A 26240-nucleotide genomic window follows, 5' to 3' on the forward strand; every position below is an offset into this window, starting at 1 on the left:
AAAAAAACATGCGACATTCAGTACGTATTCCTGCCGTTTCGCTTTTCGCAGTCTTGATGGCCGGTTGCGCCGCACCACCGCTCAACAGTCATCTGCAACAGGCGCACGCGCAGTTCAGCGCGCTGCAAGCGAAGCCGCAATCGAACACGTTGGCCGCACTGGAAACCAAAGACGCGTTCATCGCCCTGAACAAGGCGGACGCTGCGTCGAACAACGATCGTCGTGATCCGGCCATTGATCAGTTGGCGTATCTGGCCAGTCAGAAAATCGAGTTGGCCGAGCAGACCATCCTCGGTCGCGAAGCCGAAGCGAGCCTGAAGAACATCGCCGCCGAGCGCACTCAGGTGCAGTTGGACGTGCGCACCCAGCAACTCAAGGCGTTGCAGGCGCTGAAGGCGAAGCCCACCGAACGTGGCCAGGTCATCACTTTCGGCGATGTGCTGTTCGATACCGGCAAGGCTGATCTGAAGTACGGCAGCCAGCGCAACTTCCAGCAGTTGGCAGATTTTCTCGCGGCCAACCCGGAGCGCAAGGTGCGTGTCGAAGGCTTCACTGACACCGTCGGCAGCGATGAGCTGAACCTGCGTCTGTCCGAGCGCCGTGCTGCCTCGGTGGCTTCGGCCTTGGCGCAATTGGGCGTCGACAGCCACCGCATCATCACCGCCGGCTACGGCAAGCAGTATCCGATTGCCGATAACAGCAGCAGCCATGGCCGCCAGTTGAACCGTCGGGTTGAAGTGATCGTGTCGAATAGCGCCGCAGTGGTCGGCACTCGCAATTAAGGCTGGATTCAGCCGCTGAAACGCCCGCTTTCCGTCTGTCGGTCAGCGGGTTTTTTGTGCGTGAAGCCAGCGCTCACGCAAGGAAATTTCCTACAACGCGACGGGCGTGTTCCTACAGGGTTTGTCCTGTCGCATCTCGATAATGAACCTCGTTGAAAGGCAAACCGCAACCCGGTGAGCCATTCACCAGTGGATGAAGCCCGAGCGGGTTTCCCAAGCCTCCTCATTATCTGGATAACGTTATGAACAAGTTTGCGCTCAAAAGTCTGGTTGCTGCTGTCGTTCTCGCCGCGGGTTCTCAAGCTGCCATGGCGGCTGACGGCGAAATCAATTTCGTCGGCACCGTGACCGACAACACCTGCCCGGTGGTCGTGACTGACCTCAACGGCTCGGCCGGTGCCGGCGATGTTGGCCTGGGCAACGTACCGAAAACCGCACTGGCCAATGTCGGCGACGTCGCTGGCGGCGGCGCCTTCACCCTGACCATCGATACCGGCGCTCCAGGCTGCAGCGTCACCGGTAAAAGCGCCACGGTGAAGTTCCTGTCCCTGAGCGGCAACGCCGGTTCCAGCGGTCAGTGGATCGGCATCACCCCGGACGCCGGCGCCGCGACCAACGTCGCCGTACAGATCAAGGACGCCACTGGCAAAGACGTGCAGTTGGGCCTTGAGTCGGCTCCGTACCTGGACCTGACCCAGCCGCTGCGTTTCACCGCCAACTACATCGCCACCGGTGCTGCGACTTCCGGTCCGGCCAACGCCAAAGCGGCGTTCACCGTCGACTACGAGTAAGCCCTGTTGATGCGCCGCTGCTGTCCTGGATGGCAGCGGCCATCCCCTCGCTCGTGCCAGTGGCCGGGCGGCCAGAGGATGATCGAAATGAAAAAACTGACTTCCCCCTTCAAAACCGCATCGGCCATCGCGCTGCTGCTGGGCAGCACATTGCTGAGCAGCGTCAGTCAGGCCGGTGTGATGCTCGGCGGCACGCGGATCGTGTTCGACGGCAGCAAGCGTGATGCGTCCATTACCGTCAGCAACACCACCTCGCAACCGTACATGGTGCAGACCTGGGTCAACACCGAGGCGGATGACATGACCACGGCGACGCCGTTTGTCTCGACGCCACCGTTGTTTCGCCTTGATCCGCGCAAAGAACAGATGGTGCGGATCCAGAAAGTCGCGGGCAATCTGCCGACGGATCGCGAATCGGTCTTTTACTTCAACGCCCAGGAAATTCCGGTGGCCAGCGAGGGCAATGCCAACACGCTGAAGATCGCCATGCGCACCCGGGTCAAGTTGTTCTATCGCCCGACGGGCCTCAAGGGCACCGCGCTGGATGCCGCGTCGCAGTTGCAATGGAGCCTGACGCAGGAGCAGGGCCAGGCCGTACTGGTGGTCAACAACCCTTCGCCGTACCACGTGTCGTTCATTGGTGTGACAGCCAAGTCGGGTGCACAGAGCGTTGAAGTCGCCGAACCGAAAATGGTCGCACCGATGAGCAGCCAGCGTTATCCGCTGCCGGGCTTCAAGGGCACCAGCGGCGAAGTGGTGTACTCCGCGATCAACGACTACGGCGGCTACACCGATCCCAAGAGCGTTGCGCTGAGCGGCGCCCGCTGACGCTTCATCCCTTTTCCCTGCGATTGAATCGGCGTGCCACACCTGTGGCGCGGCGGCAGAGTAGTGAGTATTGCCATGCGAATCGAAGCCTCATCCAGCTCCCGTTTTTCCGTGCCGTTTGCGCCGCTGCCGTTGTGGGTGGCCGTCGTGGCCGCGTGCCTGAGCAACGTCGCCCACGCCGGTGAACCGGCGAAGTTCGATGCAGGTTTCATGCAGTCGTTTGGCGGTGCCAGTGCCGGTCCGAACCTGGACCTGGACGCCATCGGCAACAGCGGCAGCATCGGCCCGGGCACCTACCCGGTGGTGATTCGCCTGAACCAGAGCTTCTTTGATCGTCGCGACATGACGTTCGCCAAAGACGAGGCCAGCGGCGAAGTGCGCGCGTGCCTGTCGCCTGCATTTCTGCAGGAGCTGGGGGTGAAGATCGAAGCCTTCCAGGTGCCCGGCGAAATCCTGCCTGACTGCATGGATCTGGCGGCGCTGATCGACGGTGCGTCGGTGAGCTTCGATGCCGGTCACCTCGCGCTGGACATCAGCGTGCCGCAGATCGCCTTGCGCCGCGATGCGGCCGGCTATGTCGCACCTTCGGAGTGGGATCGCGGGATCAATGCAGCGATGCTCAATTACCAGTTTTCGGCCGCACAGACCCACAGCGATGCGCGCGGTAGCGGCAACCAGTACAACCTCTATGCCAACGGTGGCTTCAACCTCGGCGACTGGCGCTTTCGCTCCAGCTCTTCGTTCCGTCAGGACAAGGAGGGTGGCAGTGACTGGCAGCGCAGCAACACCTATGCGCAGCGCGATATCACCTCGCTCAAGGGCACCTTGACCCTCGGCGAAAGCTTTACCCCGGGCGATGTGTTCGACAGCCTGCCGTTTCGTGGCGTGCAACTGGCCTCGGACATGGGCATGTTGCCGGACTCGATGCAGGGCTATGCGCCGATCATTCGCGGCATTGCCGAAACCCAGGCCAAGGTCGAAGTGCGCCAGAATGGCTACTCGCTCTACACCACCTACGTGGCGCCGGGTGCCTTCGAGATCGACGACCTCAACGCCGCCTCGGGCAGCGGTGATCTGGAAGTGATCATCACCGAAGCCGACGGCCGCGAGCGGCGCTTTACCCAGCCGTACGCGACGCTGGCCAACATGTTGCGCGAGAAAACCTGGCGCTACAGCGTCACGGCCGGTGAGTACAGCGCGGCCAACGGCGGCGAGCGCCCGATGTTCGGCCAGGCCACCGCCGCTTACGGCTTGCCGTTCGACCTGACGTTGTACGGTGGACTGCTGGGTGCCGACTTTTATCGCGCCGGCACCGTCGGTGTCGGCAAGAGCCTGGGCAACCTCGGTGCGGTATCGGTGGACGTGACCCAGGCGCAGACCGATGTGCCGACGTCGGTTTCGGCCAAGGGTGAAAGCAAGAAAGGCCAAAGCGTCGGCTTGCGCTATGGCAAGGCATTCGAAACCGGAACGTCGGTGCGTTTTGCCGGTTATCGCTACTCCACCGAAGGCTATCGGGATTTCGCCGAGGCCGTGGATCTGCAGCAACCCAACGAATACAGCCAGTTCTCCAAACGCAGCAAGGTCGAGGCCAGCATCAACCAGGCGCTGGACAACTATGGCTCGTTCTACCTGAACATGAGCAAGCAGAACTACTGGGGCACCTCGCGCGAAGACAAGCAGATGCAACTGGGCTTCAACACCCAGTACAAGGGCGTGACCTATGGCGTGTATGCCAGCAAGACCCTGACCGACTCGTTCGGTGACAACAACCAGTTGGTGTTCACCGTCTCGATGCCGCTGGGCCAGTCGCGCAACACTGGTACGTTCAGCGTGACCCGCAACAACGATGGCAGCCTCGATCAGCGTGCCGGTCTGAGCGGACGCGACGGCAACCTCAACTACAGCGTCAACGCCAACCGCGTGGAGAACACCGGCAACAACGGCTCGGCGATGGTCGGCTATCGCGCACCGTTTGCCCAGTTGGGCGCGGGGGTCAGCGTCGGTCAGGGTTACAAGCAGACGTCGGTCAGCGCCGCCGGTTCGGTGCTGGCGCACAGCGATGGCCTTGAATTTGGCCAGACCCTTGGCGAAACCGTGGCGCTGGTCGAAGTCAAGGACACGCCTAAGGTCGGCGTGCTCAACGCGCCGGGCACCCTGACCAACGACAAGGGCTACGCGCTGGTGCCGTACGTCACGCCGTACCGCAAAAACCGCGTGGCAGTCGACACCAGCGAACTGGATACCAGCGTCGATATCGCCGAGGGCGTGACCAACGTGGTGCCGCGCCGTGGCGCGGTGGTCAAGGCGACGTTCGCTGCGAGCCGTTCGGAAAAAATCCTGCTCAACGTGCGTTTGCAGGACGGCAAGTTGCTGCCGTTCGGCACCACGGTGCATGACGAGCAGGGCGCCAGCGTCGGTGTGGTAGGGCAGGCCGGTCAGGTGCTGCTGTCCGCCGGCAGCGGCAAGACCTACACCATGAAGTGGGGCGAGAAAGCCGCACAAACCTGTGAAATTCAACTGGATATCGGCAACACCCCGGCTACTGATGGTTACCGGGTGATGGATGCCGTGTGTCGAGGAGTTCGTCCATGAAACACATGAAAACGTGGAAAAAGCGCCTGCTGCTGAGCGCGTTGGCGGCGGTACCGTTTGTGCTGTCAGAGATGGCGTTGGCCGACTGTAGGTCAACCAGCGCGACCCAGAGCGTGCACCCCATCGGGGATGTGTACATTCCCCAGGATGCGCGTGTGGGATCGACCATCGGTCTGGTCAAGTACACCCGGTTCCCGATCATCAACTGCACGACGACCGTACCGTTTTCGATCCAGGCCAACATGCTGGGTGCGAAGTTGCCCACGGTCACCGCAGCCATCGGCTCAGTACAAGGTAGCCAGCTCTACGCCACGAACATTCCCGGCGTCGGGGTAGGGATGGTCAACGAGAGTCGCCCCAACTACCTCTGTCTGACCTCCGGCAGTTGGTACTTTCCGCTGACGTTTGTCGGCTGCAACAGCGGTGGTTTTGGCTCCAATACCTATAACAGCCTGATCCTGATCAAGACGGGTCCCATTCCAGCGGGCAACCACGATTTCGGCAATTTGCAGGTGTATACCGTCACGATCGACAACAATGGCACGCCGTTCGACTGGATCGACGGCCGCCTGACCGGCAGCGTGACCGTGGCCGGATGCAGCATGCCCGAAGGCGTGGGCAGCATCATCGACGTGCCGATGAAAAACTGGGAGCGCCGCGTATTCAACGGGCCCGGCAGTGTGACCGAGACTCAGGGCTTCAACATCACCCTGGAAAGCTGCATTGCCGGAACCTACACCGGTAACCCGACCTGGAACTATTTCAGCGGCAACACCGCCAACATCCGCCTCGACGGCGCCAAAGGTTCGATGATCGTCGATGGCACCCAAGGCGTACTCGGGCTCAACTCCGAAGCCACCGCCAGCGGCGTTGCCGTGCAGGTGTTGAAGAAGGACGGCACGCCGATGCCGCTGGGCGTCGAAGTGCCGGTGATGCCGGTGCAGGATGGCAACACCGTGCTGGAATTTGGCGCACGCTACATCCAGACCGCCGGCAATTCCACAGGCCCACAGCCGGGCAGTGCGACGGCCACGGCGAATTTCACCATTACCTACAAGTAAAGGCATAGAACCTGCGCAGATTCATGTCAGGGTTGTTGGCGTGAAATTATTCGTATAGATTTTCATGAAATTATAAAAACATAATTTCATGAGGCGCCGAATGTTTCAGCAGTCCCAGCAGCATGTCGCCAGCTATTACGCCCACAGTTGCGCCGATATCCTCAGCACACGGCCCGCTCTGGAAGGTGAGCACGACACCGAGGTGGTGATCATCGGCGCCGGTTTCAGTGGGCTGCACACCGCGTTGCGCCTGGCCTTGGCCGGCAAACGTGTCACGGTGCTGGAAGCCAGTCGTGTGGCGTGGGCCGCGTCGGGGCGTAATGGCGGGCAGGCGATTCTGGGTTGGTCGTGCGACATGCCGCCACTGGAGGCAGCGCTTGGATATGAGCGCGCCCGGCGTCTGTGGGACGGCATGCGTTGGGCCGCGCAGGAACTGCGTGAACTGCCCGATCGTCATGGTTTCGATTGCGACTACCGCCCGGGCCATTTGTGGACGTCGGTGATGCCGCGGCGGGTCAGCCTGCTGACTGAATGGCAACACGAGGCCAGTCACAAATGGGGCCACGATGGTCTGCAGTTCATTCCCCGTGAAGACCTGCCGCAATGGGTCGCCAGTGAGCGCTATCAGGCCGGGCTCTTTGACGCCGAAGGCGCGCATCTCAATCCGCTGAAACTTGCCTTGGGCCTGGCCGCCGCCATCGAGCGTGCCGGCGGGCGCATTCATGAACAAAGCAAAGCGTTGAGTTATCAGCAGGAGGGCAACGGTTTTCGGGTCAACACCGAGCGCGGCTCGGTGAAGGCTGATGTGCTGGTGCTGGCCTGCAACGCCTATCTCGATCAACTCGATCCACAACTCTCAAGCTGCATCCTGCCGGTCGGCACCTACCAAGTCGCCACCGCGCCGCTGACGCCGGAGCAAGCCACCGCGCTGCTGCCGAGCAACGTCTGCGTGACCGACAACCAGTTCGTCCTCGATTACTTCCGTCGCACGCCCGACAACCGCTTGCTGTTCGGTGGCGGCTGCACTTATCTGGGCGGTATGCCCAAGGACATTGCGGCGGCGACCCGACCGTTTCTTGAGCGGGTGTTTCCGCAACTCAAAGGCGTCGCTCTGGAGTTCGCCTGGGGCGGCCACATCGACCTGACAATCAAACGCACCCCGGACGTTGGCCGTGAGGGTGATCGCTATTGGTTGCAGGGTTACTCGGGCCACGGCGTACTGCCAACGCTGGCCGCCGCCCGCGCCGTGTCCGATGCGATTCTCGGCAAGGAGGATGAATTGGCGTTGTATCAAGGCCTGAGCAATGGCCGTTTCCCCGGCGGCAAATACCTCGCCGCGCCGCTGGAAGCCGTCGGTAAGGCCTGGTATCGGCTGCGCGACAGCATTTGATGAGATTTTGACCATGAACAAGCAAGAAGAAATCGCTGCGCTGGCGATCCTGATCCACGACCTGCGCAAGCACAAGAAATACACTCTCAAAGAGCTGGCCGACAAAATCGGCCGTTCGGTGGGGTTTCTCTCGCAGGTCGAACGCGGCCTGTCGCGCCCGACCGTGGCCGACCTCACCGCCATCAGCGAAACCCTCGGCGTGCCGACCACTTATTTCTACAGTCTGCCCAAGCCCAAGGAGTTGCCGTGGGTAACCCGCCCGGACGAGCGCCGCACGCTGTATTACGCCAACGGCATCACCGACATTCTGGTGTCGCCGCAGATGCGTGCCTCGTTCTCCATGCTCGAAAGTCATCTGGAACCGGGCGCAAGCAGCGGCGACCGGCACATGAGCGACAGCTCGGAGCAGGGCGGTTACGTGCTCGAAGGCGAATTGACCTTGTGGCTGGGCAACGACGACGAGCCGGTGACCTTAAAGGCCGGTGACAGCTTTCAATTCGACAGTCACACCCATTGCCGCTACGGCAACCTCACCGGGCAGCTCACCCGTGTGCTCTGGGTCTACACCTGATAACAACAAAGGATGAACACGATGGACGCTGTCTGCTCTGACCTGCTCGCCGAAGTGCGCGCGTTTCGCCAACGCTACCCCGAGGTGCGTTATGTCGACCTGATTTCCCTGGACATTCCGGGGCACTTCTACGGCAAGCGCTATCCGGTGGACATGCTCGAAAAAGTCGCGGCGGGCAGTGCACTGAAACTGCCGCAAAACTGCGTGCTGCTGGGCGTGCAGGGCGGTCTGTTCAAGATTGGCGATTACTGTTTCAACGACGGCGACCCGGACGCCGTGCGCCGGTTGGTCCCGGGAACCCTCAAGCCCGTGACTTGGGAAGCGCAGCCCCTGGGGCAGATGCTGATTACCTCCGACGGCACCGCCAAACCCATCGAGTTCGAACCTCGTGAAGTGCTGGCGAAGGTAGTGGATCGATTGGCGGGCAAAGGCATTCACCCGGTGGTGGCCTTCGAACTGGAGTTCTATCTGTTCGACAAAAAACTGCGCGACGGCCTGCCGCAATTCCCTCGGGACGCGCTGACCGACGACGCCGATGATCAGCCGAACATGCACATCGAGCGCCTGTCGCGTTTCGCTCCGGTGCTCGACGAAATGGTCGAAGCGACACGGGCTCAGGGTATCGACGCCACGGTGATTACCGCCGAGCTGGGGCCGGGCCAGTTCGAGATCAATTTCGGCCATCTGGACGACGGTTTGCGCGCGGCTGACTGGGCGGCGCTATTCTGTCGCAGCACCCGTGGGGTTGCGCTCAAACACGGCTATCGCGCCAGTTTCATGGCCAAACCGTACGTGGAGCATCCGGGCAGCGGCATGCATGTGCATGTCAGCCTGTATGACGCGGCCGGCAACAACCTGCTGGCCGCCAATCACCAACAACCGCTGCGCCACGCGGTGGCTGGGTGTCTGGACTTACTGCCGCACAGCATGCCGATCTTCGCCCCGAACCAGAACGCCATGCGCCGCTTGAGCGGCACGGTGAACACCGCGACCAAGGCGAGCTGGGGTTACGAGGATCGTGACGCCTGCCTGCGCATTCCCGAGTCGGACACGAAAAACCTGCGCATCGAATACCGACTGGCCGGTGCCGACGCCAATCCGTATCTAGTGCTGGCGGCGATTCTGGTGGGCCTGGAACATGGTCTGGAATCAGGCAAGGAACCGATTCCGCCACTCAACGACGACCGCAACAGCGGCATCGATTTTCCGACGGAAATCCTCGATGCCGTGCGCGCGTTGCAGCATCAGCCGCAACTGCGGGCGGGACTGGGCGCCGAGTTTGTCGACGTGTATTGCGAGAACAAACGTCAGGATCACCTGGCATTCATGCAGGAGATCAGTGCGCGGGAGTACCGCTGGTATTTGTGATCCCTGGTTCAGAACTCCACTTGAGTCAGGTGCAGGGGCCGCGATGACCGGATGGAATTCAGTACCGGTGAATTCCATCGCTCATCAAAATTGAAGAGCGTGCCCCGAGATATTTTGAACACTGGGCGTGAAGATGGCGAAAGAACGGCTTCGAATGACGTCTGGAGATAACCAACGCCATCCCGTGCAATGTCTGCGTTGAGTTGGAAATAGTTGACTTTGGCTGGCAGCTATCGGCCAGAAGCGGTCATTCAATATCTAAGAAATCCGGGGCGATTCAGTATCGCCATTGCCAGATTTGAGTCGAAAGCGGGCCTTGTGGGCAGACAGCTTTCGGCCAAGAGGGGCCGCTGGCCCCCGGCGACCGATTCCAGTAGTAAAGATGTGCCCCGTAAAACATATATTGCATTACCGTCTATGCTCGATTCATGGAGACCGATGACGACATACTGACAATGACAAGTAAAATAGATGATGTGCTTTACATTTCAGAAAGCAGCTTTGATAGGCAAATCCAATTGCTTTCCGAATTTGCGAGTCAAACACCACTTGAGTTGGTTGTTTGGCTTTATCCAGACTCAAGTGCCAACAGCATAATGGGTTTTGACGTTCATTCGCCCACTGCAGTCAATGCAATATCCGTTACAACTTACTCCGACGGAATTATTGGTATGTGCACTCAACGACTCCCAATAACTGACGATCTAATTAAAAGAATTGCCCTCAATGAATGTGCTTTTATGAAAAATTGCGACAGTCTATGCGTCTACTATCTTGAAAATTTCAACTGGCAAGCGAGTGTGATATTTCACGAGGGAGTTATCTTGGTTAGGGATCACTCACTACTGGTTAACCTAAAATCTTTTGATTTCAAAGCCTCACCAAATGCCCCCTCTTGGTGGTGATAGGCGTCGGCCCTCTAGCGGCAGGCATTTCCTACAAGGAGGCGACAGGCAACGCCATCACGAACAAAGTAGGTGGTCGCTTTGGCAGTCCATCGGTCGTATTTTCTATTGATCCTAACGCAGTGAATTGGGGCGGACGTTGGGGTACTAATATCAACGTAGAATTTGGTGGTTATAACCATTTTTAAGGGGGTGGGTATGCGTAGTTTAAAAAGCCCGAGATTCAAAAAAATCAGGCCTCTAATTGCGATAGTGTTGATCGTCGTGATCGCAGGATTTGTGCTGAGGTACTACGAGGCAAAGGATGAGGCTAATATTGCGTTTCAAGAGTATTTACGCTCAAGCCAACAGATCCCTACTCAGATAGGCAATGTCGCTTCCTTAACATTGCTGAAGCGGTCCACATATTATAAAAGTGACACTGAGCCAGGTTTTCATCAGTACCTTTACTTGGTCAAAGGCGAGCATGGGAGCATGACTGTAGAAGTCAGAAGGATCGAGGGGAGTTCGCAGATTGTGATCAGTGATATACAGCAGTAGCAGTGCTGTTGAAGGCAGTAAGGAAGCTGAATTAATGCCTGTTTTGATTCTGGACTGGCAGCAAACACTGGTCTTGGCTTGCCAGCCATCTTTGAGGGGCCGGACAGATTGGAGGCTCATGCTTTGCGTACCGGTCTTTGTCGGATGGGTGAGCGCGTGTTTTCCATGCCCACTCTCCCCGGAATTAGCGCGGTAGTTGAGATGGGGCGAATCGGCTCTAATTTTGTAGAGCATTGAATGACTGCTTTTGGCCCAGAGTGTGTAAAAACCTCAGATTGGGTTTTCTATACTGCCCCTAGGAGACCGTGCTCACGTTTCGCAAACGGATCAGTTAAAACGGCTAAGTTGCCTCTTAAAGCCCTTTTAGTGGGGTAAAACGACCGATTTTTTACGCCGTTAACGCTTTCATCAAGCCGCTCGTGCCGATGATTTTCATGACCCGTTTCAGGTTGTAGGCGAGCACGTTCAAGCTCATCTCGGCGCTAACCCCATTGAGCTTTCGGGTTAGGAAGTGTGTCGCGCCCATCCATTGCTTGAGCGTCCCGAAGGGATGCTCAACTGTCCGTTTTCGGATGCGCATCATCTCCGGGGCGTTACTGCCTGTTCTGCATTTTCTCCAATACGGCTTCATGCTCCCATCGCCGAACTCGACGTTGCTTGCTCGGTGTGCACTTCGATTTCAGCTCGCATCCCTGGCAATTGGAACTCCAATAACGGTGTAACTTCATGCCTTTTTCAACGCTGGAAAAGCGCCAGATCAACGTCTCTCCAGCCGGACAAATGTATTCGTTTTTCGCGGTGTCATAGATGAAAACATCGTTATTGAAACGCCCGTCCGCTTTGGCTCCAGAGGTCATCGGCTTGGGCACATAGGCGGTGATGCCGGCATCGTGACAAGCGAGGATTTCTTCGCTTTTGAAGTAACCTCGGTCAGCCACTACTGACAGCGTTTTTGACGCCATCGCCTCGCCGGCCTGCTTGGCCATCGAACTGAGTTGATCGCGGTCGGAACCGACGTTGGTCACCTCATGTGCAACGATCAAATGGTGCTGGGTATCGACCGCTGTCTGCACGTTGTAACCGACGATTCCCGTGCCGCGAGTCATCATGGAACGGGCGTCTGGATCGGTCAGCGAGACCTGTTTATCCGGCGATTCATTGAGTTTGATTTTGATCGCTTGAAGCTCCTTCATTTGAGTTTTGAGCTTGGCGATTTTCTCTTCCAGCCGCACGGCACTGGGCTCGGAAGCTGTGGGTTCTTGCTGGTCGGCTTTGTCGAGCGCAGTCAGATATCGATTAATACTCGATTCAATTTCTTCCATTCGCCGCTTCAGTTTGGCGCTGGTGAAATTGCGGTCGCGGTTGTTGACGGCTTTGAATTTACTTCCGTCGATGGCGACCAGATTTTCTCCAAATAATCCCAACTGCTGGCACAGCACCACGAATTGGCGGCAGACGCCTCGGATGGCCTTACTGTTGTCTTTTCGGAAGTTAGCAATGGTCTTGAAATCGGGCATCAAGCGGCCGGTCAGCCACATCAGTTCGACGTTACGCTGGGCTTCTCGTTCCAGGCGCCGGCTCGACTGAATGCGGTTCAGATAGCCGTAGATGTAGATCTTCAAGAGGATCGCGGGATGGTAAGCAGGCCGGCCAGTATCGGCTGGAATGGCACCTTCAAAACCCAGTTTGACCAGGTCGAGTTCGTCGACAAAGACGTCGACTACGCGCACCGGGTTGGTATCGCTGACGTAGTCGTCGAGGCTCTCGGGAAGTAAGGTGCCTTGGCCTCGATGTTCACCTTGGATAAAGCGCTTCATGGGCGATCCCTGCGATGAAATCCTCAGAAATCATAGCAAGGGTTCGCAAAAGCGTTTACACACTCTGAGCCAACTCAGTCTCTTATGAGAGGCGACTATTGACCCAAGGCTGACCCTGCTCTCGCGAAACGCGGGGCCGGAGTTATCAGATTTGGAACAGGCGGGAGATCGCGGTCATGGCCTTGTCTCCGTCAGTTTCATAGAGACCGAACAGGCGCGTTTGGTCGCTCAGACGATGAAGCCGAAAATGGTTATAGAACGCTTGGCCTAAGCGCTGATTATCGAACGCTCCGCGTTCCCAAAGAGTTAAAAACTCTTGATACGCAACGCGCTCAATTTCCATTCTCGGCATGCTTTCCATATTCACATCCATTTGTTTCAGTGATGACCGAATCCTACTGACGCCGGACAGGTGCGGCAATGCGCATTTGGGGGCAGTTTTAATCATCCGAGCTGGTTTTGGAGTTTTTACACACTCTTGGCCGAAAGCTGCCACTCATTAAATGCGGCTTACGATCAACAATGGAGTCTCTGCTTCAGTGATTCACACCTAAACGCCGTATAGAAGTTCGCGCCTCACCTGGAGAGCAATTGCTGCGAAGCCCTTTCCAGTGCCGCGCTTTCGGGACGCGTAGTCCTGATTAGCAGAAACATCCTCCCATTGACTCACCGATTCCACGTACCTATGAGTGCTATCGGTATCAATTTCAAACTCTATGAACCGCTCTGCGTGAGTGAGCAAAAGACCATAAAGGCGTGGCATTCCGGGAAAGTCAACTTCAAGGCCGAGTACGACGGTTTCTGACCATCTAACGCCTTTCGACTCGCCATAGTTTTTTAAGGCGAGAGGGACCCCTCTGGCCAGCCAAGCTTTGGCGGTTACAATGAGTGTGTGGGCCACAAGAGCATTTTGCTCTTGCACGTTCAGTTGCCTTTTTTTTAATAGACAGTCAATGTCCACATCAATCTCCACTAAAGTAGCCGCTTCCAGGATGGCGATCTGTTAAACACGCAACGACTCAGTCGATTCACATCTCCACGCTGTTACCCGATCCTGCGGGGAGTAGCGAGGTTCCGATGTGGTTACCGAACGACGACTTTCGACCCAAAGCTGACGGTGGTGACAGACAAAAATCGGCCAGAAGCGGACATCGGCAAGCGACCGCTGTCGGCCACAAGCTGACGGTGGCTACAGACAGAAATCGACCCACACCTGCCTTCTAGATCAGTTGGGATCTTTGTTAGAGCGGGCTTACCCGTAAAGGAGGCTGCTTGAGCAACGCACATACTCTTCGAGCAATGTCATCTGCGCTATCGGGAATGTCCACTGAAATGCCTAAATAGTGTTCAAGGTGCAGGGTAAGCGTGTGTTCATCCACCAACAGATCCCAATAGCGTTGGTCCGGGCCATCAAGCCTCTCTTTCCGGCAACCGCCCAGCCCTTGCTCAATAACCCGGGCCAAGTCCTCGAAAAGCTTCCAGTTGGCTTCCTCTGATACTTCAATCCTCACTATGTGTCACCTCCCCAGCAACAGTCCTCCGATTGTGGTGGCTCCTACGAATGGCCGCAATGGGTCGACACCTAACGGTGCAGGATGACCGCTTTTGGCCGAAAGCAGCCGCTTAACGACGGCGACATGTTGCCCCGGCCTGCAAATAGCAAAACAGCCTGCAAAAATTTACGTCGATAGCGCGGTTGTCCATCAGTCTTTAACTGACCCTGCAAAAACCGCACAATTGCCGGCTTTTTCTCGACAGGGAGTTCCCATGCAACGGATTGTAATTCTTGGCAATGCCGGTAGCGGCAAATCTACCCTTGCCCGTGCCTTGGGCAGGCGTCTCGGTCTGCCGGTGGTGCATCTGGATACCCTGTTTTGGGAACCCGGCTGGATCGAGCCAGACGCCGAGCAGTTTCGCGCACGCGTCAGAGAAGCGATATCAGCGGATGCCTGGATCTGTGAAGGCAACTATGCCCGTCGCACATTCGACCTGCGCCTGCCTCGTGCCGATCTGATCATTTGGCTCGATACGCCGCGGCTCACCTGCTTCACTCGGGTGATCCTGCGCAGCGTATTGAATCGACCTCGTGCAGACCTTGCTGCAGGTTGTACAGAGAAGCTTGATCGGGCGTACCTGACATTCCTGAACTTCGTATGGAATTTCGATCGTGGCTATCGCCCTGGTATCGAGGCGGTGCGTCAGGCCATTGGCCCGCAGATCCCGACGGTGCACTTGCGATGCAAGCGTCAGATTGGCGCATTTCTGGATAGCTTGCCCGCATCACCTGAAGTCTGCCTGATGTGACAGCGGCTGCACTGCCAGGTATGGTGTTTCGCCGAAGAACTCGATCAGCAGTTCAGTGAGCACACGAATCGGCCTTTCTGGGCGTATTCGAGAACTTCGACGGGTTCAACGCTGAAAAAGCGCTGGAAGAGGCGAGGAAGAAGGCCTGATTAGCGGGCAGTGGATGAAGGTGTCGCTCGCGAAAGCGGGCGCCACCTTTATTTTTTTACTGCTGCAAACGACTGCTTTTGTGCCGGCCCTGCTGCGACAATGGCGTGCCCTGAACCGACGAACATTTCCGACGATTCCGTAGCCAGATTGCGTCATGACCCTCTCAGATACCAACATATGGATACTGGACAGTCGTGTCGCTGACTCATGAATCAGGAAGAGGCTTCACCAAAACCAATACGGCAGAAACTTCGGCGTGGGTTCGATCATGAGTTCCAAGTGGTAGGTGATTGGGTTGAAGAAAAACATATCCAGTATCAGAAATGCCGCTACCCCAAACGAAAGCGTCAAGAACTCGCGATAGGGATGTTCGACGAAGTACTCCTGTTTAACATGATAGAAGCTCAACAACGCGGACAGCCCCAGGCCTGCGCCGAGGTAGTTGGGCTGTAACGGGACATTGGCGAAGTTGTTGTAAACCAGCACCGCCACCAGCATCCCCAACCCCAGCATGGGCAACTTCAGGCAGAAGTTCAGCAGGCCGTTTCTGGCACGTACGAAGACGGCTTCCTTGCTGACGAAGAGGTAGGCGGCCAGCAGCGAAATGGCCGGGGTGATTGCCAGGATGTAGCGCGCTTTCTTGGAACTGGGAACAGTGAACAGCACCAGCAGCACCAACAGCCACCCGCTCAGATAGAGCAGCAGGTCGATGTCTTTATCGCGGGTTGGGCGAAAGAACAGTTTGTACTTCCTGAGAATCACGTTGATGGCGTAAAACACCGTGATGCCGTAGGTCAGCAGGCCTGCGGAGAAGTAGAAGTAATAGCGTGGCGCGTGGTCGGAACCGAAGCGTCCGATGCCTTGCATGTTCAGCACTTCCTCGAGGAACGCTTGCCCCCCTTGCAAGTAGGCCGCCCATGCCAGCAACACAACCCCCACCGCCAGAATCACGCCCGAGAGCAATGAAAACAGCAGCAACAGGCGCCACTGCCGGCTCAGCAAGTAATAAGCGCCAATGACACTCGCAGGTCCGATCAAGCCAATAGGCCCACGAAACGCGAATCCCAGCGCCAGACCGAGGTACAGAAACACCAGGCGCCGCGGGTCCTTTTTCATTTCCGCCGAATAGGCAAAATAGAAGCACATCACCGTTAACAACGCCGGATAGATATCCAGTGCCAGCGAGTTGACGCCGTCAAGAAAGGCCCAGGTGAGCAGGCTGAAAAGAACGCCATACGCGCCCCATTTTTTGCTGCGCAACGCGCCCAGCCGATAAATGAATACCAGCATCAGCGACGCGGCCACGCAGGACGGAAAACCCATGGAAAGAACGGACACCCGGCCGAACGGCAAGGAAACCAGATAGACCAACAACGTATTGAGGACCGTGTAGTCGGGATAAGGCTTGAGGTCGTCGGCAATCGGGAACAGCGTGACACCGTGCTGCAACATGTACTCGGCAAAGTCGACAAAGCGTGTTGTGTAGTTGAGGACAGCGGGTTTGTACTGCAATGCCATGAACACGGCCAGTGTCATGAAAAAAATGCTCAGGCAGGGATTTCTCGTAATCAGTCCCGTCAACATTCCAGCCCGCGAAGTGCGCTCTACAACCAGCGGGGCATCATATCGATCCATCGTTAACCCTTTAGTGAAGTTGTTCTTTTGACCGCCATCCTGACAGTCCGGTGACGCCTGCATTGAACTTGTGTGTGGCGCGAGATTAACTTCGAGCCTAGCCCGCAACGAGGACTATTCAAGCATGGCGGCCCTAAACACACCCTGAACAGAACCGATTAAAGTCAACAGGAAAGCCGCATTAACGAAGCGTGTCGAAACGGGCTTTGTGCATTTCAATGATTGAATATTGACAGTGATGTAAGGCCGGCTAAATGACGCGCCCTTTCTTGGGTGACGAGTGATCGGCCGGCTCGGTCCTGACGCTTTTCAACAACTGTGCAAACGCGGTCTTGTCGATCGGCCGACTCATGAAGTAGCCCTGCACCTCGTTGCATTGATCCTTGCCGAGAATCTCCAGTTGTTCCTCAGTCTCGACACCTTCGGCGGTCACGGTCAGGCCCATGGCTTTGCCCAGACCAATGATCGCCTGCACCACCGCGCGATCATTGGCGCCGAGGCTGATCGAGGCGATGAAACGCTTGTCGATCTTGATCCCGTCGAACGGGTAGGCGCGCAGGTAACCGAGGGACGAGTAGCCGGTACCGAAGTCGTCCATGTTCAGGCGCACGCCCAGTTGCTTGAGCGCATTCATGGTGGCCAGCGCGCCGTCGGTGTCGACCAGCATCACGTTTTCGGTGATTTCCAATTCCAGGCGACTGGCCGGCAAACGCGTCTGCACCAACGCTTCCCGCACGTCTTCGACGACATCGCTGAGGGTGAACTGCGCCGGGGACAGATTGACTGACAACAGGATGTCCGCCGGCCAGGTGAGGGCTGTTTCACAGGCTTCGCGCAGTACCCAGCGTCCCAGCGGCACGATCAGGTCGGTCTGCTCCGCAAGGCTGATGAACACGTCCGGCCCGAGCAGGCCCTTGGTCGGATGCTGCCAGCGCACCAGGGCTTCGACCGAGACGATGTGCTTGCCGTCGACCGTATAGCGCGGCTGGTAGTGCAGGACGAATTCGTCATTATTCAGCGCACCGCGCAAATCGCTTTCCATCTGCCGGCGAGTCTGGATCTGGTCGCTCATGTGCGCTTCGAAATAGCACCAGGTGTTCTTGCCCTCGGACTTGGCCTGATACAGCGCGATGTCGGCGCAACGGATCAACTCGCTTGGCACGAAGCCCTGACGCCGGCTCAGGGCAATGCCGATGCTTGCACCCACGTGCAGCGGATGATGTTCGAAGATCAGCGGCTGGTGCAGGCTGTCGAGCAGCCGCGTGCAAAACCGCTCGACTTCCTGACGGCTGTCCATACCATTGAGCACCACGACGAATTCGTCACCGCCCAGGCGGGCGACGATGTCGAGCTCACGGGTGCATTCGCGCAGGCGACTGGCGACTTCCTGCAACACCGCATCGCCCGCCGGGTGGCCGAGGGAGTCGTTGATCGGCTTGAAGTTGTCCAGATCGATCACCAGCAGCGACAGCGCTGGCGCATGCTCCTTGAGTTGCAGTGCATCATCCAGATAACGCGCCAACTGGTTGCGATTGGGTAGGCCGGTGAGGGCGTCGTGCATCGACAGGTGCTGGATCTGCGCATGGGCAGCGACTTCGTCGGTGATGTCACTGGCGGTGCCGCGATAGCCGCTCACGGTGTGCTTGTCGAGGATCGGGCGTGCCGACAACCGGCAATAACGTTGCTGCCCGGCATGATCGCGGTAGGTGCAACGCAGGTCGCTGGCATTGCTGTCTTCGGTAAGTTTCTTCAGCCACAGCTCCAGCGGGGTGGTATCGCACGTCACCAATTGCCCGATGCTTTGGCCGATCCACTGGGTTTGCGGGTAACCGGTCACTTCGCTGAAGCGCGCCGAGAGGTAGGTCAGGCGCAGTTGATTGTCGACCTCCCAGATCCAGTCCGACGCCGCTTCGGCCACGGCGCGAAAACGTTCTTCACTGGCCTCCAGCGCATGATTGGCCGCCTCCAGCGCCTGATTCGAGGCCTGCAAGGTGCTGAAGCTATGGTCGACGTAAGTGGACGAGCGCAAGGCGTAGCGCAGGAAATACGCAGTCAACAGCATCAGCACCACCAGCACCGCGCCGAGTGATGGTAGCAATGACCACAACAATTGCTGGCCGGGGCGTTCAAGATCCGCCGTCAGGCTGTAACCGGTGCTGTCCAGCGGCACGCGCGGTTGCGTCTTGGCGAGTTGATCATCCTGGGTCAGCATCAGGTTGTTCAGGCCATAGGCCGTGCCGAGTGCCTGCAGTTTGCTGGGCGTGAGCTTGTCGACGAACACCAGTACCGAGGTTTGTTTGGGATCGCCCACCGGACGCTCATCGTTAGGCAGGATAGCCGCCGCCGTGACCAGTGCCGGCCAGCCGTCGAACAGCGAATAGGTGCTGATGGGCACGGTCAGATCAGCCTGGCTCTGCACCTGATCCACCAGCGCGGCGGCGGTGACCTTGAGCCAACGCGAGAGGTCGCCGTTTTCTTGCTCGCCTTGCACCACAGCGTATTTGGTGCGTTGCCGATCCAGCACGAACACGCCGTCATAACCGTCAGTGGTGAACAGCGTCTTGCCGATGTTCTGCTGGGTATAGGCCCAGTCGGTGTCGACTTGGGCGTGTAGGTGTTCGTAGGCCGTGGTCCAGTCGGCGTAGCTGGTGATATAGCTTTTCGACGCGCTGATGCGATTTTCCAACGCACGGGCGGTATAGAACCGCGTCTCCTCGACATCCTCGCGATCCAGTCGAGTAGCGATGCTGAGCAAGGTGCCGATAGTGGCAATCACCCCAACGACAAACAGCGCGCCGACCGCGAAGGCCAGACGGCGAGTGATTGCACTTTGCTGAGGTGGAACCGGCGTTGCAGGAGCGAAAACATCCATATGCTCGTCCTTGAATCTGTAGCTGAATCATCTGGAACAGCGGCCCACGTGCAATGTTCAATGTGTTTGCCGGGTTTGCACCGAGGCGGATTTCTCAAGCGTAGTGAATGCGCGGGGATTTTGCCTTGAGACTGCGGCGGGCGTGCGATGGCCGGGAGCGATCAGTGCTCAGTGCGAAGACACATACGGGGAGGGCGTGGCGGACGGGGGCAGGGCATACGTGGCCTTCATCCACGCGACCTCGGCCAGCGGCGTGCGGCCGAAGAAGCGCTTGAACTCGCGGCTGAACTGCGAGGCGCTTTCATAACCGACGTTGAACGCTGCCGTCGCGGCCGGCATGGCGCCACGCAGCATCAGCAAGCGCGCCTGATGCAGGCGCGTGGCCTTGAGGTATTGCATCGGCGATGAGTCGGTGACGTTGCGAAAATGCACATGAAAGCTCGGTATGCTCATCCCCGCTTCCTCGGCGAGGGACTCGACATCCAGACGTTGCTCATAGCTGCTGTGAATCCGCCGGATCGCCCGGCTGACCTTGCCGAAATGCCCTTGCTGCTGGAGTGCCGCACGCATCGAACCGCCCTGGGCACCGGTCAGAATCCGGTAGTAGATCTCCCGAACCAGCGCCGGCCCGAGGATCTGCGCGTCGCCCGGATCGCTCATCGCTTCGAGAAAGCGCAGGGTCGAGGCGCGCAATGGATCATCCATCGGCGAGGCGTACATGCCCTTTGGCGGAGCGTCGCTCGGCCCGAACACCTCGTCGACCTGCAGCATCAACTCGCTGGCCAATTGCAGGTCGAGGCGCATATACACCGCGAGCATCGGTTCAGCCGCACTGGCCTCGGTTTCCATGGTGAACGGCACCGGCACCGACACCACCAGATAATGCTGGGCGTCATAGACGTAAACGTCATCGCCCAGATAGCCGCGCTTGCGCCCCTGACAGAGAATCACGATGCCCGGGTCATACAGCACCGGAGTGTTGCTCAGCGGTCGATTCGAGCGCAGAAAACGCACGTCTTCCAGCGCACTGAGGTTGTAGCCCTCCAACGGCGCGAGCTGTTCGAGCAACTGCACCATGCGCGCGGTGTACGGATCGGATGGACTCATGGGTATTGATCTCTGTGCCGGGACTCAGCCATCGGTCGAGCGGGTCAGGGTTTCCCATTGCTCGATTTCGCTGAGGCTGCGTTGCAGTTTGTCGCGCACCAGATTCAGCGCATCGCTGCCCAATAGCAAGTGTGCGGGTGGTGCGGCGCTGGCGATCAGTTGCAGCATGGCCTGCGCAGCCTTGCGCGGATCGCCCAACTGCTTGCCGCTTTTCTCTTCGCGGGCCTTGCGCACCGGGTCGAAACTGGCGTCGTAGTCGGCAATGCTACGCGCCGTGCGCTGCATCGAACGACCGGCCCAATCGGTGCGAAACGAACCGGGGGCTACCGCCGTGACAAAGATGTTGAACGGCTGTAATTCCTTGCTCAGCGTATCGGAGAGCCCTTCGAGGGCAAACTTGCTCGAACAGTAATAGGCAATGCCGGGCATGGTGATGGTGCCGCCCATCGAGGTGATATTCAGAATGTGCCCGGCTCGCCGCTGCCGGAAATACGGCACGAACGCCTTGATCATCGCTGCCGCGCCGAACACGTTGACGTCGAACTGACGCCGCATCTCCGCCAGCGGTGACTCCTCGAAAATGCCCTCATGTCCGTAACCGGCGTTGTTCACCAGCACATCGACCGGACCCAGTGTGGCTTCGACATCGGCGATCACCCCGTCGATGCGTTCGAAATCGGTGACGTCGAGCAACACCCCGTGTGCCCGATCCGCGGACAGGGCCTCGAACGACTTCAGATCGGCCTCGTTGCGCACGGTACCGATCACCCGGTGACCGGCGTTGAGCGCTTCTTGTGCGAGCGCGCTGCCAAAGCCGCTGCTGACACCGGTGATGAACAGGGTTTTGCTGCTGTGCATGGCAATCTCCGACGGATAAGTGAGAGGCCATGGTAGGCAGCGCGCAGGGGAAGGGGTATGCCGGTTTGTCTGGGAGGATTGCCTGTTCCTATTGGCAGACCTGTGAAGCGCTCTGAAACGTGGTGTTGATTCGGCGCCGCCCGGATCAGGAGCCATTCCTGAGCAACTGCCCCAGTGCCTCCAGCTCAGCTTTCTCTACATCGGAAACCAAGACGAAGCGCATGTGACCGGCCTGCCATGACACCACATTAAAGCCGCGAACCGTCCGGCTCTGCGTGGCCGTGTCAGCCTCAGTCGTGGGCAAGATGAACACGTTGATGATGTGCTTGGCATGCCCGTAGCTCAGGGCGGCGGTGGTCTGGTGTTGCAGGTAATCCAGACGCCCGCCGAGCAGAGGGAAGCCTTGCGCCGTGTAGTCGAACACCGGAGGCGAGAAGTCGAGTTTGCCGGTGAACCAGGGCTTGACGGTGTGGCGATCGGACGACACCACATCGTTCAGATGCTCGCCCATCAACGAACGAACGTGACTGGAAACGGCCTCGTCGATCAGTGGTTGCTCGCTGCCGGGAGTGGCGATATACAGCACCATCGCCAGGGCCAGCGCTGCGGCGGAAAAGGCCGGGGCCAGCCATTTTTGCCAGCGCTGGATGAACCCCGGCGCGGGTTTGTCTGCGGCGAACACGCTGGCCACCAATGAGGCGGGGGCGGGGTAGTAGGGCGCATGGCGCTTCACGCTGAGCTTGAGCAACTTCGCTTGATCATGCAGCCGCGCGCACTCGGCGCAGGCGCTCAAGTGCGCTGCCACCTGCGCAGCTGTCGCCGGATCAAGCTCCTGATCCAGATAGCCGTGCAGCTGTGTCTGGCAAACCGTGCAGTCGAGTTCATTCATGGTTGTGCAACTTCAGTAATTCGAGCTTGAGCATGGCCCGCGCCCGGGCCAGCCTGGACATGACGGTCCCGATGGGAATATCGACCACCAGGGCGATGTCCTTGTAGGGCAGGTCTTCGAGTTCCTTGAGCACAATCACCTCGCGAAACACCGGCGGCAAGGCGCATAGCGCTTGTTGCAACAGCGCGGCGTTTTCAGTGTGAATCGCCAGCAGCTCCGGGGTTTGACTGTGGCTCAATGCGCCGTCGCCAGCCGCGCTTTCGTCATCGATGGCAACCCAATGGCGTCCGGCCGACGCCTTGAGCCAGGTGTAGCTTTCGTTGCGCACAATGGTCAGAAACCACGCCTTGGCATTGCCATCGGCGAAACGCTGCAAAAACCGGAAGGCGCGCAGGGCGCTTTCCTGCACGACGTCGCGCGCGGCGCTGTCGTTGCCGGTCAGCCAGCGCGCAAGGTTGTAGGCCGCGTCCAGATGCGGCGCAATCAGTTCCTCAAATCGCTTCATGGTGGGTTCCGCACTGTCACACCCCTATAACCGTGCTGCGCCGGGTTTTATTCCCGAAAAACAATTTGTTTTGCGACGTGGAATAAACCCTCGCGTCGCAAGGTTTACCTCGTGTCAGCTACCTCACTGTAGTCCGCCCGCGAGGACATACCGATGGACATTCAAGCAAAACACCCATTGCGCACCGACGGCTTGCTCAACCCGGACCGGCGCACCCTGCTCAAATGCTCGGCGTGGGCCGGGGCGGGGGTCATCTGGGCCTTGAGCGGCGGGGTTCCCAAAGCCTTTGCGCTGGACGAGGCGGGCAACGTCAATGATCCAAAAGCGCTGGCCAGCAGCTTTCACTTCGTACAGATCAGCGACTCGCACATCGGCTTCAACAAGGAAGCCAATCCGGAGCCGGTCAAGACCTTGCAAGTGGCGATCGACAAGGTCATCGCGCTGCCCAAACGTCCCGCACTGATTCTGCACACCGGCGACATCACGCACCTGTCCAAGCCTGAAGAATTCGACACCGCCGCGCAGTTGCTCAAGGGCCTGCCATCCACCGTGCATTACGTGCCAGGTGAACACGACACCCTTGACGAGGGCGGCGGCAAGCTTTACCTGGAACGCTACGGCAAAGGCACCAAAGGCAACGGCTGGTACAGCTTCGATGATCACGGCGTGCACTTCATCGGGCTGATCAATGTCTTCAACTTCCAGGCCGGTCACGAAGCCACCCTCGGCGCCGATCAACTGGCCTGGCTGGCCGATGATTTGCGCGCGGTCAGCAGCAGCACCCCCATCGTCGTGTTCACCCACATCCCGCTGTGGACCATTTATCAGCCGTGGGGCTGGGGCACCGAGGACGGCGATCAGGCGATTGCGATGCTGCGCAAGTACGGTTCGGTGACGGTGTTGAACGGGCACATTCATCAGGTGATCCAGAAAGTCGAAGGCAATATCACCTTCCACACCGCCCGTGGCACTGCCTATCCACAGCCGGCTCCGGGTGCCGCACCGTCGCCGGGGCCGATGACGGTAGCGGCCGATCAACTGCGCAATTACCTGGGGATCACCGACGTGCGTGCGACCCAGGGCGATCACCCGCTGGCACTGATTGACTCAACACTGGTTTAACCGAGGACACGCAAATGAAAAGGCAACTGTTGGCGCTGATGGGCCTGCTGCTGGCGATGCCGGTGTGGGCGACGGAAGTGAAGATCGACATCAAGGAATTCATGTTCGGCCCCAAGGACCTGACCGTGGCCGTCGGTACCAAGGTGACGTGGGTCAATGACGATCAGATTCCGCATACGGTGGCGGAAACCCACAAGGTGTTTCGCTCAGGGGCGCTGGATACCAATGACAGCTTTTCCTGGGTGTTCAATACACCGGGGGAGTTTGAGTATTTTTGCGTGTTGCATCCGCAGATGATCGGCAAGGTGGTGGTGACGCAGTGAATGCGATCGCTGAAAAACTTGCTGAAAAACGTACCGGAAGGGTGCTGCTGACCTGAGTGTTACTCAGCTACCAATCTGCACCTTTCCGGGGCTCGCAATGAGCTATTGGGTAGCACGTCCCAAGTTCGGCGTAGCAGGAGCTGATCGCCGTTTTCCGCTTAAATCATTCAAATCAAGCGCTTGGCACGGTGCGGAGAAATCTGGCATGCATCGTGCTTTTTTGTATCCGTGGATAATTGGATACAAAAAGACAAAAGGTGCTGCCATGCAATTCGCTCCCGCCTATGACCAGCGTCAACCGATGACCGCCGAGGAGGAGGCCTACAACTTTCTGTTGGAAGGCATCTGCGGCGGTCGTTATCGCAAGGGTGACCGGTTGATTGCCGAGGACATTGCCAGTGAAATCGGCATGAGCCGCATGCCGGTGCGCGAAGCCTTTCGCCGCCTCGATGCGCAGGGCCTGGTGACGCTGCGGCCCAACCGCGGCGCGGTGGTCAGCGGTCTGGATGTCGAGCAAATGCATGAGGTCTTCGAGATGCGCAGCGCCCTGGAAGGGTTGGCGATTCGTATCGCCGTACCAAAGATCAGCGAGCGTCAGTTGACGGCGCTGGAGCGGCTTCTCGATGAAATGGATGACTACCGCGAGGAGAGTGCGGCGTGGGTCAGTCGCCATCGCAAATTCCATGAGTACCTGTGCAGCCTCAGCGATCGCCCACGGCTGCTGAAGCAGATCAGCGCCCTCTACGCGCTGATCGAAGCGCCCATGCGCCTGTGGCTGCAGCACATCGAAAAGCCCCTGAGTGCGCGCCAGGAACACCAGATGATCCTTGATGCAATTCGCGCCGGCGACGCCAGCCAGGCCGAGGCCGTGGTGCGTGAACACATCGAAGGCACGGTGCCCGAGCTGATCAAGTTTCTGCAATCGGAAAAATAACCACAGAGCGGAACCCGAATCCGCCGATGTTTTGACTTTGAGTACTGCCCCGTTACTAATCGAACTGGAGTGTCTGGTCATGCATACATCTCGCCTGTTACTGGCTGCAATTTCCCTCGGGCTCTGTTCGCAGTGGGCGCTTGCCGCACCGACGGTGCCGGAGCGTCTGGTCAAGGTCGACAAACTCACCTATTGCTCGGGCATGGATTCGCCGCCACTGGTGTCCTTCGATGAAGCGCAGAAGCCCAAAGGCCTGACCGTCGACCTGGGCTTGGAAATCGCCAAGCGTCTGGGGGACAAGAAGGTTGATTGGCGGGTGATTCCGTTTTCCGGATTGCTCCCGGCGTTGCTCGCCAAACAATGCGACATGATCGTCGATCAGTTGTTCGATAAGCCCGAGCGCCGCGAGGTGATCGACATCGTCAACTACATGTATTCCAGTCAGGCGGTGGTGGTGCCCAAGGGCAATCCGAAGGCGCTGAAAACCCTCGCGGATCTGAGCGGGCACAAGATCGCGGTGCTCAACGGTTCGACCATCAAGACCTTGCTCGACACCGAGAATGAAAGCCTGACCAAGGCCGGCAAGCCGCCGATGAAGCTGGTGGTCTACAACACCGACACCGATGCCTTCCAGGCGCTGCGCATCAGTCAGGTCGATGCTTACGGCACCACGGTGGAAACCGCCGGTTATTACGCTGCGATGGCCCCGGATCTGTTCGAAGAAGGCGTACCGGCCTTCAGCCGGATCCTCACCGGTCTGGGCATTCGCAAGGACGATCCGCAACTGAGCGCTGCGGTGCAGCAGATCATCAGCGACATGCGCAGCGATGGCAGCTACAACCAGCTTCTGAACAAGTGGCACGTCTCCAGCGACACACTCGATTGAGGTAAGCGTT

The 26240-nt window shown here is 58.5% G+C and carries 22 protein-coding genes and 1 pseudogene; 14 read left to right on the forward strand and 9 right to left on the reverse strand.

The genetic code is table 11. The features are described 5' to 3' along the window. Window positions 1-8: 8 nt before the first annotated feature. From NTD85_RS07375 to NTD85_RS07415, 9 genes are all read left to right on the forward strand, one after another. Window positions 9-782 (forward strand): OmpA family protein, encoded by a 774-nt coding sequence (locus NTD85_RS07375; protein ID WP_103520685.1) that lies wholly within the window; start codon window positions 9-11, stop codon window positions 780-782. Window positions 783-1024: 242 nt separating this feature from the next. Further along, on the forward strand, window positions 1025-1573 hold the full coding sequence (locus tag NTD85_RS07380; RefSeq protein WP_201137657.1) for a fimbrial protein: 549 nt from the start codon (window positions 1025-1027) through the stop codon (window positions 1571-1573). Between the two features lie 87 nt (window positions 1574-1660). Beyond that, on the forward strand, window positions 1661-2401 hold the full coding sequence (locus tag NTD85_RS07385; RefSeq protein ID WP_103483446.1) for a molecular chaperone: 741 nt from the start codon (window positions 1661-1663) through the stop codon (window positions 2399-2401). 75 nt (window positions 2402-2476) lie between these two features. Continuing rightward, window positions 2477-4993, forward strand: coding sequence for a fimbria/pilus outer membrane usher protein (locus NTD85_RS07390; RefSeq protein WP_262141834.1), 2517 nt, complete (start codon window positions 2477-2479; stop codon window positions 4991-4993). Continuing rightward, window positions 4990-6054 (forward strand): fimbrial protein, encoded by a 1065-nt coding sequence (locus tag NTD85_RS07395; RefSeq protein ID WP_262141835.1) that lies wholly within the window; start codon window positions 4990-4992, stop codon window positions 6052-6054. The genes NTD85_RS07390 and NTD85_RS07395 overlap by 4 nt, the downstream gene beginning before the upstream one ends. Window positions 6055-6154: 100 nt before the next feature. Beyond that, window positions 6155-7444 (forward strand): NAD(P)/FAD-dependent oxidoreductase, encoded by a 1290-nt coding sequence (locus NTD85_RS07400; protein WP_262141836.1) that lies wholly within the window; start codon window positions 6155-6157, stop codon window positions 7442-7444. Between the two features lie 13 nt (window positions 7445-7457). Further along, the gene (locus tag NTD85_RS07405; RefSeq protein ID WP_095135718.1) at window positions 7458-8015 is read left to right on the forward strand and encodes a helix-turn-helix domain-containing protein; all 558 of its coding nucleotides are present in this window, start codon (window positions 7458-7460) and stop codon (window positions 8013-8015) included. A 21-nt stretch (window positions 8016-8036) separates the two neighbouring features. Continuing rightward, window positions 8037-9383 (forward strand): glutamine synthetase family protein, encoded by a 1347-nt coding sequence (locus NTD85_RS07410; RefSeq protein WP_262141837.1) that lies wholly within the window; start codon window positions 8037-8039, stop codon window positions 9381-9383. 428 nt (window positions 9384-9811) lie between these two features. Continuing rightward, a complete protein-coding gene (locus NTD85_RS07415) occupies window positions 9812-10288 on the forward strand; it encodes a hypothetical protein (protein ID WP_262141838.1) in 477 nt (158 codons plus the stop codon). Window positions 10289-11216: 928 nt separating this feature from the next. Here the strand turns inward: NTD85_RS07415 and NTD85_RS07420 are convergent. From NTD85_RS07420 to NTD85_RS07430, 3 genes and pseudogenes are all read right to left on the reverse strand, one after another. Further along, window positions 11217-12645, reverse strand: a pseudogene (locus tag NTD85_RS07420) (IS1182 family transposase). A gap of 145 nt (window positions 12646-12790) precedes the next feature. Beyond that, window positions 12791-13006 (reverse strand): hypothetical protein, encoded by a 216-nt coding sequence (locus NTD85_RS07425; protein WP_207866938.1) that lies wholly within the window; start codon window positions 13004-13006, stop codon window positions 12791-12793. An 880-nt stretch (window positions 13007-13886) separates the two neighbouring features. Continuing rightward, a complete protein-coding gene (locus tag NTD85_RS07430) occupies window positions 13887-14156 on the reverse strand; it encodes a hypothetical protein (protein ID WP_262141839.1) in 270 nt (89 codons plus the stop codon). A gap of 256 nt (window positions 14157-14412) precedes the next feature. Here NTD85_RS07430 and NTD85_RS07435 point away from each other — a divergent pair, with 256 nt between their 5' ends. Next, the gene (locus NTD85_RS07435; RefSeq protein WP_201138513.1) at window positions 14413-14949 is read left to right on the forward strand and encodes an AAA family ATPase; all 537 of its coding nucleotides are present in this window, start codon (window positions 14413-14415) and stop codon (window positions 14947-14949) included. Window positions 14950-15324: 375 nt separating this feature from the next. Here the strand turns inward: NTD85_RS07435 and NTD85_RS07440 are convergent, their stop codons facing one another. The 6 genes from NTD85_RS07440 to NTD85_RS07465 form a co-directional block, all read right to left on the reverse strand. After that, the gene (locus NTD85_RS07440; protein WP_262141840.1) at window positions 15325-16635 is read right to left on the reverse strand and encodes an ArnT family glycosyltransferase; all 1311 of its coding nucleotides are present in this window, start codon (window positions 16633-16635) and stop codon (window positions 15325-15327) included. Between the two features lie 349 nt (window positions 16636-16984). Further along, on the reverse strand, window positions 16985-19606 hold the full coding sequence (locus tag NTD85_RS07445; protein ID WP_262141841.1) for an EAL domain-containing protein: 2622 nt from the start codon (window positions 19604-19606) through the stop codon (window positions 16985-16987). Window positions 19607-19774: 168 nt separating this feature from the next. Then, on the reverse strand, window positions 19775-20713 hold the full coding sequence (locus NTD85_RS07450) for an AraC family transcriptional regulator (RefSeq protein ID WP_262141842.1): 939 nt from the start codon (window positions 20711-20713) through the stop codon (window positions 19775-19777). A gap of 24 nt (window positions 20714-20737) precedes the next feature. Continuing rightward, window positions 20738-21571 carry an oxidoreductase gene (locus NTD85_RS07455; protein ID WP_262141843.1) on the reverse strand — a complete coding sequence of 278 codons (834 nt, stop codon included), beginning with the start codon at window positions 21569-21571 and terminating at the stop codon, window positions 20738-20740. A 145-nt stretch (window positions 21572-21716) separates the two neighbouring features. Beyond that, window positions 21717-22460, reverse strand: a complete 744-nt coding sequence (locus NTD85_RS07460) for an anti-sigma factor family protein (RefSeq protein WP_262141844.1) — start codon at window positions 22458-22460, stop codon at window positions 21717-21719. Then, a complete protein-coding gene (locus NTD85_RS07465; RefSeq protein ID WP_262141845.1) occupies window positions 22453-22965 on the reverse strand; it encodes a sigma-70 family RNA polymerase sigma factor in 513 nt (170 codons plus the stop codon). Before NTD85_RS07465 ends, NTD85_RS07460 begins: the two co-directional genes overlap by 8 nt. Before the next feature lie 153 nt (window positions 22966-23118). Here NTD85_RS07465 and NTD85_RS07470 point away from each other — a divergent pair, with 153 nt between their 5' ends. The 4 genes from NTD85_RS07470 (at window position 23119) to NTD85_RS07485 (ending at window position 26230) form a co-directional block, all read left to right on the forward strand. Continuing rightward, on the forward strand, window positions 23119-24087 hold the full coding sequence (locus NTD85_RS07470) for a metallophosphoesterase family protein (RefSeq protein ID WP_262141846.1): 969 nt from the start codon (window positions 23119-23121) through the stop codon (window positions 24085-24087). 14 nt (window positions 24088-24101) lie between these two features. Beyond that, window positions 24102-24410, forward strand: coding sequence for a plastocyanin/azurin family copper-binding protein (locus NTD85_RS07475; protein WP_262141847.1), 309 nt, complete (start codon window positions 24102-24104; stop codon window positions 24408-24410). Between the two features lie 265 nt (window positions 24411-24675). Beyond that, complete coding sequence (locus tag NTD85_RS07480; RefSeq protein WP_262141848.1) at window positions 24676-25344, forward strand: GntR family transcriptional regulator; 669 nt, start codon at window positions 24676-24678, stop codon at window positions 25342-25344. Window positions 25345-25423: 79 nt separating this feature from the next. Then, a complete protein-coding gene (locus tag NTD85_RS07485) occupies window positions 25424-26230 on the forward strand; it encodes an ABC transporter substrate-binding protein (protein ID WP_262141849.1) in 807 nt (268 codons plus the stop codon). The last annotated feature ends 10 nt before the right edge of the window (window positions 26231-26240 follow it).

It is taken from the genome of Pseudomonas sp. 13B_3.2_Bac1 (assembly GCF_025466205.1).
GTDB classification, from domain to species: Bacteria; Pseudomonadota; Gammaproteobacteria; order Pseudomonadales; family Pseudomonadaceae; genus Aquipseudomonas; species Aquipseudomonas fluorescens_H.

What these genes read in the sequence shown, in the direction of transcription:
- NTD85_RS07375 (WP_103520685.1), top strand. Translation starts at nt 9, where the DNA reads ATGCGACATTCAGTACGTATTCCTGCCGTTTCGCTTTTCGCAGTCTTG.
- NTD85_RS07380 (WP_201137657.1), top strand. Translation starts at nt 1,025, where the DNA reads ATGAACAAGTTTGCGCTCAAAAGTCTGGTTGCTGCTGTCGTTCTCGCC.
- NTD85_RS07385 (WP_103483446.1), top strand. Translation starts at nt 1,661, where the DNA reads ATGAAAAAACTGACTTCCCCCTTCAAAACCGCATCGGCCATCGCGCTG.
- NTD85_RS07390 (WP_262141834.1), top strand. Translation starts at nt 2,477, where the DNA reads ATGCGAATCGAAGCCTCATCCAGCTCCCGTTTTTCCGTGCCGTTTGCG.
- NTD85_RS07395 (WP_262141835.1), top strand. Translation starts at nt 4,990, where the DNA reads ATGAAACACATGAAAACGTGGAAAAAGCGCCTGCTGCTGAGCGCGTTG.
- NTD85_RS07400 (WP_262141836.1), top strand. Translation starts at nt 6,155, where the DNA reads ATGTTTCAGCAGTCCCAGCAGCATGTCGCCAGCTATTACGCCCACAGT.
- NTD85_RS07405 (WP_095135718.1), top strand. Translation starts at nt 7,458, where the DNA reads ATGAACAAGCAAGAAGAAATCGCTGCGCTGGCGATCCTGATCCACGAC.
- NTD85_RS07410 (WP_262141837.1), top strand. Translation starts at nt 8,037, where the DNA reads ATGGACGCTGTCTGCTCTGACCTGCTCGCCGAAGTGCGCGCGTTTCGC.
- NTD85_RS07415 (WP_262141838.1), top strand. Translation starts at nt 9,812, where the DNA reads ATGGAGACCGATGACGACATACTGACAATGACAAGTAAAATAGATGAT.
- NTD85_RS07425 (WP_207866938.1), bottom strand. Translation starts at nt 13,006, where the DNA reads ATGGAAAGCATGCCGAGAATGGAAATTGAGCGCGTTGCGTATCAAGAG.
- NTD85_RS07435 (WP_201138513.1), top strand. Translation starts at nt 14,413, where the DNA reads ATGCAACGGATTGTAATTCTTGGCAATGCCGGTAGCGGCAAATCTACC.
- NTD85_RS07440 (WP_262141840.1), bottom strand. Translation starts at nt 16,635, where the DNA reads ATGACACTGGCCGTGTTCATGGCATTGCAGTACAAACCCGCTGTCCTC.
- NTD85_RS07445 (WP_262141841.1), bottom strand. Translation starts at nt 19,606, where the DNA reads ATGGATGTTTTCGCTCCTGCAACGCCGGTTCCACCTCAGCAAAGTGCA.
- NTD85_RS07450 (WP_262141842.1), bottom strand. Translation starts at nt 20,713, where the DNA reads ATGAGTCCATCCGATCCGTACACCGCGCGCATGGTGCAGTTGCTCGAA.
- NTD85_RS07455 (WP_262141843.1), bottom strand. Translation starts at nt 21,571, where the DNA reads ATGCACAGCAGCAAAACCCTGTTCATCACCGGTGTCAGCAGCGGCTTT.
- NTD85_RS07460 (WP_262141844.1), bottom strand. Translation starts at nt 22,460, where the DNA reads ATGAATGAACTCGACTGCACGGTTTGCCAGACACAGCTGCACGGCTAT.
- NTD85_RS07465 (WP_262141845.1), bottom strand. Translation starts at nt 22,965, where the DNA reads ATGAAGCGATTTGAGGAACTGATTGCGCCGCATCTGGACGCGGCCTAC.
- NTD85_RS07470 (WP_262141846.1), top strand. Translation starts at nt 23,119, where the DNA reads ATGGACATTCAAGCAAAACACCCATTGCGCACCGACGGCTTGCTCAAC.
- NTD85_RS07475 (WP_262141847.1), top strand. Translation starts at nt 24,102, where the DNA reads ATGAAAAGGCAACTGTTGGCGCTGATGGGCCTGCTGCTGGCGATGCCG.
- NTD85_RS07480 (WP_262141848.1), top strand. Translation starts at nt 24,676, where the DNA reads ATGCAATTCGCTCCCGCCTATGACCAGCGTCAACCGATGACCGCCGAG.
- NTD85_RS07485 (WP_262141849.1), top strand. Translation starts at nt 25,424, where the DNA reads ATGCATACATCTCGCCTGTTACTGGCTGCAATTTCCCTCGGGCTCTGT.